12 protein-coding genes are annotated in these 12,699 nt (G+C 71.2%); 7 read left to right on the top strand and 5 right to left on the bottom strand.

Translation table 11 applies throughout. The annotated features are described in order from the left end of the window. Nucleotides 1-208: 208 nt before the first annotated feature. Entirely contained in the window at nucleotides 209-688 is a 480-nt protein-coding gene (locus ACWD1U_RS04450) for an NUDIX hydrolase (RefSeq protein WP_451104321.1), read from the bottom strand. 241 nt (nucleotides 689-929) lie between these two features. On the opposite strand from ACWD1U_RS04450, the gene ACWD1U_RS04445 reads away from it, so the two are divergent. Then, nucleotides 930-4,235, top strand: a complete 3,306-nt coding sequence (locus ACWD1U_RS04445) for a S8 family serine peptidase (protein ID WP_451104320.1) — start codon at nucleotides 930-932, stop codon at nucleotides 4,233-4,235. 111 nt (nucleotides 4,236-4,346) lie between these two features. On the opposite strand, the gene ACWD1U_RS04440 is transcribed toward ACWD1U_RS04445, so the two are convergent. Further along, nucleotides 4,347-4,826, bottom strand: coding sequence for a hypothetical protein (locus ACWD1U_RS04440; RefSeq protein WP_451104319.1), 480 nt, complete (start codon nucleotides 4,824-4,826; stop codon nucleotides 4,347-4,349). Nucleotides 4,827-4,911: 85 nt separating this feature from the next. Here ACWD1U_RS04440 and ACWD1U_RS04435 point away from each other — a divergent pair, with 85 nt between their 5' ends. The 3 genes from ACWD1U_RS04435 to ACWD1U_RS04425 all read left to right on the top strand — a co-directional run bounded on the left by ACWD1U_RS04435 (nucleotide 4,912) and on the right by ACWD1U_RS04425 (nucleotide 6,231). Beyond that, a complete protein-coding gene (locus ACWD1U_RS04435) occupies nucleotides 4,912-5,388 on the top strand; it encodes a LuxR C-terminal-related transcriptional regulator (protein ID WP_451104317.1) in 477 nt (158 codons plus the stop codon). 119 nt (nucleotides 5,389-5,507) lie between these two features. After that, nucleotides 5,508-5,885 carry a hypothetical protein gene (locus ACWD1U_RS04430; RefSeq protein WP_451104316.1) on the top strand — a complete coding sequence of 126 codons (378 nt, stop codon included), beginning with the start codon at nucleotides 5,508-5,510 and terminating at the stop codon, nucleotides 5,883-5,885. A 97-nt stretch (nucleotides 5,886-5,982) separates the two neighbouring features. Continuing rightward, a complete protein-coding gene (locus ACWD1U_RS04425; RefSeq protein WP_451104314.1) occupies nucleotides 5,983-6,231 on the top strand; it encodes a hypothetical protein in 249 nt (82 codons plus the stop codon). A gap of 116 nt (nucleotides 6,232-6,347) precedes the next feature. Here the strand turns inward: ACWD1U_RS04425 and ACWD1U_RS04420 are convergent, their stop codons facing one another. Beyond that, on the bottom strand, nucleotides 6,348-7,202 hold the full coding sequence (locus ACWD1U_RS04420) for a hypothetical protein (RefSeq protein WP_451104312.1): 855 nt from the start codon (nucleotides 7,200-7,202) through the stop codon (nucleotides 6,348-6,350). 1 nt (nucleotide 7,203) lies between these two features. Continuing rightward, nucleotides 7,204-7,776 carry a sigma-70 family RNA polymerase sigma factor gene (locus tag ACWD1U_RS04415; RefSeq protein WP_451105004.1) on the bottom strand — a complete coding sequence of 191 codons (573 nt, stop codon included), beginning with the start codon at nucleotides 7,774-7,776 and terminating at the stop codon, nucleotides 7,204-7,206. Between the two features lie 349 nt (nucleotides 7,777-8,125). Between ACWD1U_RS04415 and ACWD1U_RS04410 the strand changes: the two genes are divergently transcribed. Then, nucleotides 8,126-9,142, top strand: coding sequence for an aspartate-semialdehyde dehydrogenase (locus ACWD1U_RS04410; RefSeq protein ID WP_451104310.1), 1,017 nt, complete (start codon nucleotides 8,126-8,128; stop codon nucleotides 9,140-9,142). 76 nt (nucleotides 9,143-9,218) lie between these two features. On the opposite strand, the gene ACWD1U_RS04405 is transcribed toward ACWD1U_RS04410, so the two are convergent. Then, entirely contained in the window at nucleotides 9,219-9,722 is a 504-nt protein-coding gene (locus ACWD1U_RS04405; RefSeq protein ID WP_451104308.1) for a DUF1203 domain-containing protein, read from the bottom strand. A gap of 49 nt (nucleotides 9,723-9,771) precedes the next feature. On the opposite strand from ACWD1U_RS04405, the gene ACWD1U_RS04400 reads away from it, so the two are divergent. Continuing rightward, a complete protein-coding gene (locus ACWD1U_RS04400; protein WP_451104307.1) occupies nucleotides 9,772-9,921 on the top strand; it encodes a hypothetical protein in 150 nt (49 codons plus the stop codon). A 55-nt stretch (nucleotides 9,922-9,976) separates the two neighbouring features. Further along, nucleotides 9,977-12,553: an aminopeptidase N gene (pepN, locus tag ACWD1U_RS04395; protein WP_451104305.1), complete on the top strand. Its 2,577-nt coding sequence runs from the start codon at nucleotides 9,977-9,979 to the stop codon at nucleotides 12,551-12,553. Nucleotides 12,554-12,699: the final 146 nt, after the last annotated feature.

Here is a 12,699-nt window from a genome sequence, read left to right as displayed (position 1 = left end):
CGCGGGGCGTTCTTGTGCGAACGCCCCGCTCGTACTGGATCGTTGGCACCGGGGATGACCTGTGCGTAAACGCGGCGGCAACGGGCAGCGCCGATCACCGAACGTGGATCTTGGACTACCCTGCGCGTCGGCGACCGCTCCGGGAACGGCCCGGAGTCGGTCACTCCGTGTTCATCTCCCGGGGTAACCGGAGTCCGGAGGGGCCGGATCACGCCTCGGGGAGAGCGGCTCCCTCCTCGTCGGTCAGGTGCCCCGTCACCGGTCGCTCACGCCACATCCGCAGCGCGATGTCGACCATCGGCACCCGCGCCAGCCCGGGTACGGCGTCCAGGTCCTGCCAGGCGGCGAGGTCGGTGGAGCCGTTCACCTCGTTGCGCAGTTCACCGCCGGTGATCCGGCCCTCGTAGACGAACCGGACGGCGTGGTGGTCGACGGCGCGTCCGCCGAAGCCGTCGCGGAACACGCTGTGGGTGGAGTCCACGCCGAGCAGCCCGGCCACCTCGATGCGGTAGCCGGTCTCCTCCTCCACCTCGCGTATCACGGTGTCGTAGGGGTCCTCGCCGTGCTCCATGCCACCACCGGGCACGACCCACTCGGGCGTTCCGTCCCTCGCGGGTGAGCGGGCGAGCAGGATCTGTCCGTCACGGACGCATACGGCGTAGGCCGCCACCCTCAACCTCTGTCGCATTCCGGGACGTTAACCCGCCACGCCGGACGGGTGGGCCGATTCGCCGCGTTCGGGGCCCTTGCCCGTAAAGCGCATAGCGGGTTTTCCCCATGCGTCCATTTCGTTTCGGTCAACCATCCCCAAACAACCGTCCCTTGCGTAAAGCTGTGCGATCGTCCGGGGTTGCGCTCCGGACCGTCGCGACCAGGACCGATCGGCCCCGGTCGCTCTCCGCTCGTTCCTTTACCTACAAGGGATGCCGATGACCCTCACCCCCCAGCACGACCCGATACCGGGCCGGAGACGTGTGGCACGCATCGCCGTGGCCGCCGGGCTCGTCGCCGCGCTCACCGCGGCCGGTCCGATCCCGATGGCCTTCTCCGCCGACGGCCCGTCCGCCTCGGCCCCGGCCGACGCGGACGCCGAGTCCGCGCACGACAAGCTCGGCTCGGACGACGCGGACCTGCTCGCGGAGGCCAAGGCCGACGGCGACAAGACCGTCACGATGATGATCGCCACCGCGCCCGGGAAGACCGAGCAGGTCGCCGGGCAGCTGGACGCGGTCGGCGGCGCGCTCGTCGGCAAGAGCATCGACCGGCTCGGCTATGTTCGGGTCACCGTCCCCACCAGCCGGGCCGACAAGACCATCGAGTCGGCGGGGAAGCTCCCCTCCGTCCAGGCGATCGACCTCAAGGAAGAGATCGAACTGGACGACCCGGCCCCGGGCGGCAAGAACTCGGGCGGTACCGCGGCGGCGGGAGCGGGATACGCGGCACCCGACAAGAACACCCCGGCCACCAACCCGTACAACCCGTCCTTCGAGACGGGTGCCGTCTCCTTCGTGCAGGACCACCCGAAGTACGACGGGCGCGGCGTGACCATCGGCATCCTGGACTCCGGTGTCGACGTCGCCCACCCCGCGCTCCAGAAGACCACCACCGGCGAGCGCAAGATCGTCGACTGGGTCACGGCCACCGACCCGGTGTCCGACCGGGACGGAACGTGGCTTCAGATGACCGGCTCGGTGACCGGTCCGGTGTTCACCGCCGGGGGCCGCACCTGGCAGTCGCCCGCCGGCTCGTTCCAGTTCCGGACGTTCGCGGAGTCGGCGGCCGCGGGCGGCGACGTGGCCGGCGACCTGAACCGGGACGGCGACAAGACGGACGCCTGGGGCGTGCTGTACGACCAGGCCGCCGGCACGGTCCGGGTGGACCTCGACAACGACGGTGACTTCACCGACAACGAGGCGATGAAGCCGTACAAGGACGGCTTCCAGATCGGCTACTTCGGCACGGACGACCCGAACACACCGGTCGCCGAACGCATCCCCTTCGTGGTCGAGATCCGCAAGGACGTCACCTTCAACCCGGCCGGTGACAAGGCGGACTACGTCAGCATCGGCGTCATCACCGGCCGGCACGGCACGCACGTCGCCGGTATCGCCGCCGCCCGCAGCCTGTTCGGCGGGAAGATGAACGGCGCCGCCCCCGGTGCGAAGCTCGTCTCGTCCCGCGCCTGCTCCTGGTCCGGCGGCTGCACCAACGTCGCACTCACCGAGGGCATGATCGACCTCGTCACCAAGCGCGGCGTCGACATCGTCAACATGTCCATCGGCGGCCTTCCGCCGCTGAACGACGGCAACAACGCCCGCGCCCGCCTCTACACGCGGCTCATCGACGAGTACGGCGTCCAACTGGTGATCTCCGCGGGCAACTCCGGCCCCGGCACCAACACCATCGGCGACCCCGCCCTCGCGGACAAGGTCATCTCCGTCGGCGCCGCCGCTTCCCGGGAGACCTGGGCCGCCAACTACGGCTCGGTGGTGGAGAAGAAGTACGCGATGATGCCGTTCTCCTCGCGCGGCCCGCGTGAGGACGGCGGTTTCGCCCCGACCATCACGGCGCCGGGTGCGGCCGTCAACACCATCCAGACCTGGGCGCCGGGCGCCCCGGTCGCCGAGGCCGGCTACTCCCTGCCGCCCGGCTACGGCATGCTCCAGGGCACCTCGATGTCCTCCCCGCAGGCCGCCGGCGCCAGCGCGCTGCTGTTGTCCGCCGCCAAGCAGCGGAAGATCGACCTGTCCCCGCTCACCCTGCGCACCGCGCTCACCAGCACCGCTCGTCAGATCAAGGGCGTACAGGCGCACGAGCAGGGCGCCGGTCTGATCCGCATCGTGCAGGCCTGGGACGCCATCAAGGACGGAGCCACCGCCCACGGCTACACGGTGAAGGCCCCGGTCGACACCGCGCTCGACCAGTCCCTGAAGGAGCCCGGCTTCGGCACCGGCCTCTACGACCGCGAGGGCGGTCTCAAGGCCGGCCAGAAGAAGACGTACGAGGTGACCGTCACCCGTACCACCGGCCCCGACCGCCCGCTGCGGCACGAGCTGGAGTGGAAGAACAACGACGGCACCTTCCGGCTCCTCGGCGACGACGACGTCGTGCTGCCGCTGAACAAGCCGGTCACGGTCGAGGTCCAGGCCCGGGCGAAGACCGCGGGCGTGCACAGCGCCATCCTCGAGGTGGACGACGAGCGCACCGAGGGCGTGGACCAGCAGATCCTCACCACCGTCGTCGCGGCGAACCAACTGGCGAAGCCGTCCTACTCGTTCAGCGCCTCCTCCTCGGTGCAGCGCAACAGCAGCGTGTCGTACTTCGTCACGGTCCCCCAGGGTGCTAAGACGCTCGAGGTGGCGCTCGGCGGTCTGAAGGAGAAGAGCCAGACGCGGTTCATCTCCCTGCAGCCGGCGGGCCTTCCCGTCGAGGACTCGGCGACGGTCTACTGCTACCCGCACTATTCGCTGCCGTCCAGCCCCAACACCTGCCGTCCCGACGTGCGGACCTACACCGATCCGCAGCCGGGCGTCTGGGAGATCGAGATCGAGTCGCGGCGCACCTCCCCCGACCTCGACAACCCCTTCAAGCTGGACGTGTCGGTGCTCGGCACCGTCTTCGACCCGGCGGTGACCACCGTCCCCGAGGCGAAGCCCGGCACTCCGGTGGCCGCCACGTGGACCGTCACCAACGACTTCGCAAGCCTGGAGGGCAAGCTGGAGGGCGGCTCGCTGGGTTCGGCCGCGCTCGGCACGCCGAGCATCGGCCACCAGCAGGTGCGGACGACGACGGTCGAGGTGCCCGCGGGCGCGGAACGGCTGGACGTCTCCATCGGCAAGGTCTCCGACCAGGGAGCGGACCTCGACCTGTTCGTGGTCAAGGACGGGGTGACGGTCGGTCAGTCCGCGGACGCCGACTCGGAGGAGTCCGTCCGTCTGGACAAGCCCGCCGCCGGCACCTACACGATCCGGGTCGAGGGCTACAGCGTGCCGTCCGGTTCGACGACGTTCGCCTACAAGGACGTCTACTTCACCTCCGCCCTGGGCTCGGTGAACGTCGCGCCCGGCACCACGGTCGCCCTGCCCGGCGGCGCCTCCGCCAAGGTCACCGCGGACGTGCTGGTCAAGACGGCCGGTCCGGCGGGCCGTCAGTTCTTCGGCGAGGTCAAGCTGGTCAACGCCCGTGGCAGCGCGGCGGGTATGGGCACGGTCGTCATCGAGAAGGTCACCGGCTGACGGCGGTCCCCGCCAACACGATGAGGGGCGGGCGCTCCCCTGCGGCACCCGCCCCTCACCTGTCCCCGCGCCCCCCTGTGCGCGCGGGGACGCTTCACGCCGGAGCCTCGCTCACTGCCCGACGGACAGCGCCCACCGGACCCCGGAACCCGCGGTCACCTGAAGCACGGCATCCTTGCGCGCCTTCTTCAGAGCGATCTGGTTGTAGGTACTGCTCACCTCCCCGGCGACGCACTCCAGTGGGAAGCTCAGCCCCACGGGCTTCAGTTCCACCTTCAGTGTGCCCTTGCCCTGGCAGTTCACGGCGATGGAGACCGGCCCGCCTCGCACCCCGCCGTCCAGCTGTACGGTCCGGTTCCCGCGGGCGTCCGTCACCGATGCGATCACTTCGCCGTCGACGACCTGGGGCGCCTTGGTCACCGTCTCACCGGCGATGTGCTCGGCCCGGTCGGTGGTGGCCCCGGACTGTGCGGGCGGCGTGCTCTGCCGGACCGTGTCCGCCCGCCGGGAGTCGTCCGCCGTGCAGCCGCTGCTCATCACCACCATCAGGCAGACCGCCGCGAGCACGGCGGCCCGGCCGGGGCCGGTCACGCTCAGTTCTCCCACAAGTACCAGCCGACCTTCAGCGGTGTGTAGCTGGTGACGGTCTTCTTCGCCGACGTCTGGCAGTTGTCGGATGCGGACCGTCTACCTGGACAGCGTCCGCAACGACCCGGCGACCGTCGAGTACGCCACGTGGCTCGCCTCCGTGGGCGGAGAAACCCGTACCGCGCCCACAGTGCCCATGCGCATGATCCTGTGCGACCACGAGGCGGCCGTGATCCCCCTCGACGCCGACGACAGCAGGAAGGGCGCGCTGCTGATCCGCTACCCCAGCATGGTGCGCGCGCTGGAGGAACTCTTCGATCTGGTGTGGGAGAACGCGCGGCCGCTCGGCACGGTGGCGCGGGACGCATCCGAGAACGCGCCGACGGATCGGGATGCGGCCCTGCTCAGGATGCTGGCGGCGGGGCTGACCGACGAGGGGATCGCCCGCAAGATGGGTGTCTCACTGCGCACGATCCGCCGCAACACGGCGGAGCTCCAGAAGCGCCTCGGGGTACAGAGCCGTTTCCAGGCGGGTGCCGAGGCCGTCCGGCGCGGCTGGATGTGACCGCACGGAGCGTGTCGGCTGCGGCCCTCGCAGGGTGTACTGGCCGCTCTCTGCCATGACCGCGGGCGGTCAGCCCTGGAGCGTCCGCGCGGCCGCGTCTCGTGCCTAGGGTCGGGCGGGTGTACGCAGTCAAGGTCGTTCTCCTGCCTTCGCCCGAACCCGTCGTCCCCGACGGTCCCGACCCGCCCGTGGGCATGCCCGGTGACCGGCGGCTCGGCGAAGTCGCCGACCGGACCCGGAGCGACCCCCAGCCGGGCATCGCCCATGTGTCGCTGGCCCGGTGGGGCCCGCGTCTCGTGGGCATGACCTTCGTCGAGGCCGCGGACCTCGACGAGGCTGTGCTCCGGGCCCGGAGCGGCTGGGACCGGTGGCTGAACCTGCCGGGCCTGCTGCCCGGCTGGGTGCTCGGTGACTGCAGGGCCGACGGTTACCTGACCGCCGGTCGGCACGCCCGGCCCGCGACACGTGGCTGGCATGACGGTGCCATGTCCACCTGAGGCCAGCCCGGACCTGCTGACACCGGCAGCTGCGATCCGCATGATCGTGCTCGGCGCACGCTCGCCGACCAGCAACCAAGGAAGACAGAGGCACAGAATGAGACACATCACCGGGCGAGTCCGGACCGCCGCCGGCACCACGGCAGCCCTCGCCGCCCTGGCGCTGCCCCTGGTCATCGCAAGCGCCTGCCTCACCGGCCCGGACGGCGCAGGCGTCGTCCGGGCCGGGCAGCCGACGGCCGTCGACGGCACCGAACCGGGAGAGTCCGGGGAGCTTGTGGTCCCGAAGCCGAAGGACCCCGTCGACGGCAAGGGCAGCTGGGTGTGGGACAAGGAGAAGCCGTAGGGGGCGGAACCGGACCGGCTGCGGGACGAAGGGGCGGGTGTCCGGGGGACACCCGCCCCGTTCGCCGTTCCGCCAGCAGGGTGCGGTGGACTCGGACGCGGCGGGGGCAGGGGCGCCTACTCGCAGCTCGGCACTCTCGCCGTCGGCAGCTCCCTCAGGATCCACGCCCGGTCCCTGGCGATCGCCTTCTCCCCCGTGGTCAAAAGGTCCGGCTGGGCCTGACCCTGCTGGATACCGACCAGGACGTGATCACCCGCGCGCAACCGGGGCTCGACGTCGGTCTCCCTGGGGAAGACGACCTGGGCCGGGCCCTCGGCGGGCTTGTAGTACCGGGTCGCGTCGAGGGTGACGCGGTCCTGCCCGGTCCCGGGGACCTGTTCGACCGCGGCGACAGTGCCCTCGACGACGATCCGGGCGCAGGCGAGGTAACCGGCGTGACTGAGCATGGCCTCCTCACCTGCTTGCGGCCGGCCGGCGGAGCTGTCGGCAGCGGAGGATGCGCCCTGATCGCTCCCGGCCCCTACGCCGCCGCTCTGCACCACGAGCCAGCCCATGCCGATCACGACGGTGGCCCCGACGGCCGCGACCAGGCCTTTCAGGGCGACGCCGTGCGGTACGCGCCGGGTGCGCCGGACGGACAGCGAGGTCACGCGGGCCCCGCCACCGGTCTCCGGCTCGGGCTCCGGCACTGCGGGCACAGATCTCACGGAGGGACCGCCGCCGTCCTGCGCCAGCGCGTCCCCGAGCAGCCCCAGCTGTTCTCGCAGCACTGCCACATCCGCCGCCGCCGAGCGGTGGGCGGCCATGAAGTCCACGTCCCGGCGGGCCGCCTCCGGCAGGGGTTCGCCGACCAGTACGGCCATCAGCGCGTCCACGCCGCCGTACTCGGGACCGTCGTACTCGGTCCCGTCGTGTTCGGCCCCGTCGTCACAGCCGGCGTCGAACCGGTCGTCGTCGTTCCGGGCGGTCACGTCACACCACCTCGTCCTCGTGCAGGCGGGAGCGCAGGGCCCGTACCGCCGTGTGCAGCCGGCTCTTGACCGTGCCCTCCGGGACGCCGAGCTGTTCGGCGATGGACCGGACCGGCAGGTCGGCGTAGAAGCGCAGGACGACGACCTGCCGCTGGGCGTCGGGCAGCTCGTCCAGGCCCTGGGCGACGGCGACGGACAGCACGCTGGTGTCCTCGCCGGAGGGATTCTCCAGTTGCCGCAGGGAGGCCAGCCGCTCTCCGAGCCGCTCCTGGCGGCGCTTGGCCCGGTGCCAGTCCATGGCGAGGTTGGAGGCGACGACCGCCGCCCACGCCGACACGTCCCGCGGTGCCTCCCGCCCGCTCGCGGCCCGTTCCAGCAGCCGCAGGCGGACCTGCTGCACCCCGTCCGGCAGGTCCGCCTGCGGCACCCCGCCCAGCGCGAGCACCGCCCGCACCCGGCGCTCCTGTGCCGCGTCCAGCGGATCGGCCGCGCGCACAGGATCGGCCGCGTCCAGCGGATCGTCGCCGGTCCCGGCGTGCGCCTCCCGGCCGCGCCGGGCCCTTCCGCGCAGCAGCACAAGCCCACCCCCTCACCGTGTTTCTCCTATGACGCCGGCAGGGCCCGGAACGTTCGGTCGTTCTCCTGACGCGTCCCGGCGAGGCGACAGAGGCGTACATCACACTTCCGTGTGGCCGAGACCGACAGGGGCAGGCGAGCTTGCGGCACACGACCCCTGCCGGACGAATATCTCCAGCTCAGCGGGGTCGACACCGCAGGTCCGCAACCATGGAGCGGGACACGTCGTCCCACTCTCCGGGCAGTGGCGGGGAAAGAAGTGGACAGGCGGGCCGTGGTCGGCCGCATGATGGAAAAGCCTCGGCCAAGCAACGAGCATGTGAAGAGACGCAGGAGAGGGAGTCACCGTGAGGGTCGGAATCGTCGGAGCCACCGGACAGGTGGGCACGGTCATGCGCAGGATCCTCAAGGAGCGGAACTTCCCGGTCACGGAGCTGCGCCTGTTCGCCTCGGCCCGTTCGGCGGGTTCGGAGCTGGACGGCGTGACGGTGGAGGACGCGGCGACCGCCGACTACACCGGCCTGGACATCGTGCTGTTCTCCGCGGGCGGCGCGACCTCCAAGGCGCTGGCCGAGAAGGTCGCCTCCCAGGGCGCCGTGGTGATCGACAACTCCTCCGCGTGGCGCAAGCACCCGGAGGTGCCCCTGGTCGTCTCCGAGGTGAACCCGCACGCGATCAAGAACCGCCCCAAGGGCATCATCGCCAACCCGAACTGCACGACCATGGCAGCGATGCCGGTGCTGCGTCCGCTGCACGAGGAGGCGGGCCTGGAGGCCCTGGTCGTCGCCACGTATCAGGCGGTGTCCGGCTCCGGCCTCGCGGGCGTGGCCGAGCTGCACGGCCAGACGCAGAAGGTCGTCGCCGACGCGGACAAGCTCACGCACGACGGTGAGGCGGTCGACTTCCCCGAGCCGGGCGTCTACAAGCGCCCCATCGCCTTCAACGTGCTGCCGCTGGCGGGTTCGATCGTCGACGACGGCCTGAACGAGACCGACGAGGAGCAGAAGCTCCGCAACGAGTCCCGCAAGATCCTGGAGATCCCCGAGCTGAAGGTCTCCGGCACCTGCGTACGCGTCCCGGTCTTCTCCGGCCACTCCCTCCAGGTCAACGCCCGCTTCGCCCGCCCGATCTCCCCGGAGCGCGCGACGGAGCTGCTGAAGGACGCCCCGGGCGTAGAGCTCTCCGACATCCCCACCCCCCTCCAGGCCGCCGGCAAGGACCCGTCCTACGTCGGCCGCATCCGCCGCGACGAGACGGTGGACAACGGCCTGGCCCTGTTCGTCTCCAACGACAACCTCCGCAAGGGCGCGGCCCTGAACGCGGTCCAGATCGCGGAACTGGTGGCGGAGGAGCTGAAGGGCTGACACGGCAGCCGTACGACACCGGGCCCGGCCCCTGCTCCCGACACCTGGGGAGCAGGGGCCGGACCCTTCGCGGAGGTCAGGGTCGGTCGGTGGACTCGACGGCCCCCCTGCGCACCTCATAGAGGAAGCACCCGTACTCGACAGCCCTGACGTGGACGAGCGCCACCCTCGGGTCGGCGAACGCTTCCCTGAAGGCCTGCGCGAAGGCATCCGGCTTCTCGACCAGCCGCCCGCCCAGGATGCGGCCCTCGGCGGAGTAGCGGCGGACCGTGCGGTGGGCGTCGGTGAAGGGGAGGGCGTCTCCGGCCGGGCCCTCGCACTCCTCCGCGTGGATGAAGACCGGGCCCTGTTCGTCGTAGGCACCGGGCGTGGCGCCCGTTTCCGAGGCCCAGCGGCGGAGAGGGGCGTAGGAGACCAGCGCGAGGCGTTCGCCCGGCTCGCCGCGGCGCAGGCAGCAGCGGAGCGGCGCGCCGCCCTCGATGTCGGTGAAGGGGACCATGGCGCGACCCGCGTCGTCCGTCGTGCGCAGGTCCTTCAGGGCGAGCGGGGCGATGGAACAGATGGTGTACGTCGTCGTCATGTTCGCCAGGCTCGCTCGCGCGCGACCGCGTCACCGGCGGAATCCGGACGTGGCGTTCGTGCCGGTGGAGGGCGTTCCCGGGTCGGCGCTCGGGCTGGTGCGCCACCGGGGCGGGGAGACGGCGGCGGTGCGCGCGTTCGCCCGGACCCTCGCCACCCCCCGAGGGGTATCCCTCGAAGACGCCCCGGTCGTCGCCTGACGCCGAGCCTCCGTGGAAAGATGGCGCAACCCACCCATAACGAGGAGATGACCGCGTGCCTGGCACAAACCTGACCCGCGAAGAGGCGCAGCAGCGGGCGCAGCTGCTCGCCGTTGACTCGTACGAGATCGAACTCGACCTCTCCGGTGCGCAGGAGGGCGGCACCTACCGGTCCGTGACCACGGTGCGCTTCGATGTGACCGCCGAGAACGGGGCCGAGTCGTTCATCGACCTGGTGGCGCCGGCCGTGCACGAAGTGACCCTCAACGGGGACTCCCTCGACCCGGCCGAGGTCTTCGCGGACTCCCGGATCGCCCTGCCCGGCCTCCTCCACGGCCGCAACATCCTGCGGGTCGTCGCCGACTGCGCGTACACCAACACCGGTGAGGGCCTGCACCGGTTCGTCGACCCGGTCGACGAACAGGCCTACCTCTACACCCAGTTCGAGGTCCCGGACGCCCGCCGGGTCTTCGCGAGCTTCGAGCAGCCGGACCTGAAGGCGACCTTCCAGTTCACCGTGAGGGCCCCCGAGGGCTGGACCGTCATCTCCAACTCGGCCACGCCCGAACCGCGGGACAACGTCTGGGTGTTCGAGCCGACCCCGCGCATCTCGACGTACATCACGGCGCTGATCGTCGGCCCGTACCACTCGGTGCACAGCGTGTACGAGAAGGACGGCCAGAGCGTACCGCTGGGCATCTACTGCCGCCCGTCCCTCGCCGAGTACCTGGACTCGGACGCGATCTTCGAGGTGACCCGGCAGGGCTTCGAGTGGTTCCAGGAGAAGTTCGACTACGCGTACCCGTTCACCAAGTACGACCAGCTGTTCGTGCCGGAGTTCAACGCGGGCGCGATGGAGAACGCGGGCGCGGTGACCCTCCGCGACCAGTACGTGTTCCGGTCGAAGGTGACGGACGCGGCGTACGAGATGCGCGCGGAGACCATCCTGCACGAGCTGGCCCACATGTGGTTCGGCGACCTCGTGACCATGGAGTGGTGGAACGACCTGTGGCTGAACGAGTCGTTCGCCACGTACACCTCCATCGCCTGCCAGGCGCACGCGCCCGGGTCGCGCTGGCCGCACGCGTGGACCACCTTCGCCAACTCCATGAAGACGTGGGCCTACCGGCAGGACCAGCTGCCGTCCACCCACCCGATCATGGCCGAGATCCGGGACCTGGACGACGTCCTGGTCAACTTCGACGGCATCACCTACGCCAAGGGCGCCAGCGTCCTGAAGCAGCTCGTCGCCTACGTCGGCATGGACGAGTTCTTCCGGGGCGTGCAGGCGTACTTCAAGCGCCACGCCTACGGCAACACGCGCCTGTCGGACCTGCTGGGCGCACTGGAGGAGACCTCCGGCCGTGACCTGACGACCTGGTCGGAGAAGTGGCTGCAGACGGCCGGCATCAACATCCTGCGGCCGGAGATCGAGACGGACGCGGACGGCGTCGTCACGTCCTTCGCGATCCGCCAGGAGGCCCCGGCCCTGCCCGCCGGCGCCAAGGGCGAGCCGACGCTGCGCCCGCACCGGATCGCCGTCGGCCTGTACGAACTCGACGACGCCGCCGGCAAGCTGGTCCGCGACGAGCGGATCGAGCTGGACGTGGACGGCGAACTGACGACCGTGCCGCAGCTGGTCGGCAGGCGCCGCCCGGCCGTCATCCTGCTCAACGACGACGACCTGTCGTACGCCAAGGTCCGCCTGGACGAGCAGTCCCTGGCCACGGTCACGGAACACCTGGGCGACTTCGAGTCCTCCCTGCCGCGCGCCCTGTGCTGGGCGTCGGCCTGGGACATGACCCGCGACGCCCAGCTGGCGGCCCGCGACTACCTGTCCCTGGTGCTGTCCGGCATCGGCAAGGAGTCGGACATCGGGGTGGTGCAGTCGCTCCAGCGCCAGGTGAAGCTGGCGATCGACCTGTACGCCGACCCGGCCGCCCGCGAAGCCCTGCTGGCCCGCTGGACCGACGCGACGCTCGCGCACCTGCGGGCGGCTGCGCCGGGCAGCGACCACCAGCTGGCGTGGGCGCGCGCGTTCGCCGCGACGGCCCGCACGCCGGAGCAGCTGGACCTGCTGGACGCCCTGCTGGACGGCTCGAAGACCATCGAGGGCCTGGTCGTCGACACGGAGCTGCGCTGGGCGTTCGTGCAGCGGCTCGCGGCGGTGGGCCGGTTCGACGAGGCGGAGATCGCGGGCGAGTTCGACCGGGACCGCACGGCCGCCGGTGAGCGCCACGCGGCCACGGCCCGCGCGGCCCGCCCGACCCCGGAGGCCAAGGCGGAGGCGTGGGCGTCGGTCGTCGACTCCGACAAGCTGCCGAACGCCGTGCAGGAGGCGGTCATCGCCGGCTTCGTCCAGACCGACCAGCGCGATGTGCTCGCCCCGTACGCGGACCGCTACTTCGAGGTGGTCAAGGACATCTGGGAGTCCCGCTCCCACGAGATGGCCCAGCAGATCGCCGTCGGCCTCTACCCGACGGTCCAGGTCTCCCAGGAGACTCTCGACAAGACGGACGCCTGGCTGGCCTCGGCCGAGCCGAACGCGGCCCTGCGGCGACTGGTGTCGGAGTCCCGCGCGGGCGTGGAGCGCGCGCTGAGGGCGCAGGCGGCGGACGCGGCGGCGCAGTAGCCGACCGTACGGCGATGAGGGGCGCCCGGCACAGTGCCGGGCGCCCCTCGTCCGTGCCGGGGGTTCCTCAGTCAGGTCCAGCGGCGGGTGAGGCGGGTGAGGGTGACCCCGTTGGGGAAGGCGGTGCGTTCGGCGACGTCGAAGAA

The sequence above is a fragment of the Streptomyces sp. NPDC002788 genome, assembly GCF_053592115.1.
The sequence above is the reverse complement of the archived record's forward strand: the minus strand, read 5'-3'. Positions and strand labels throughout refer to the sequence as shown.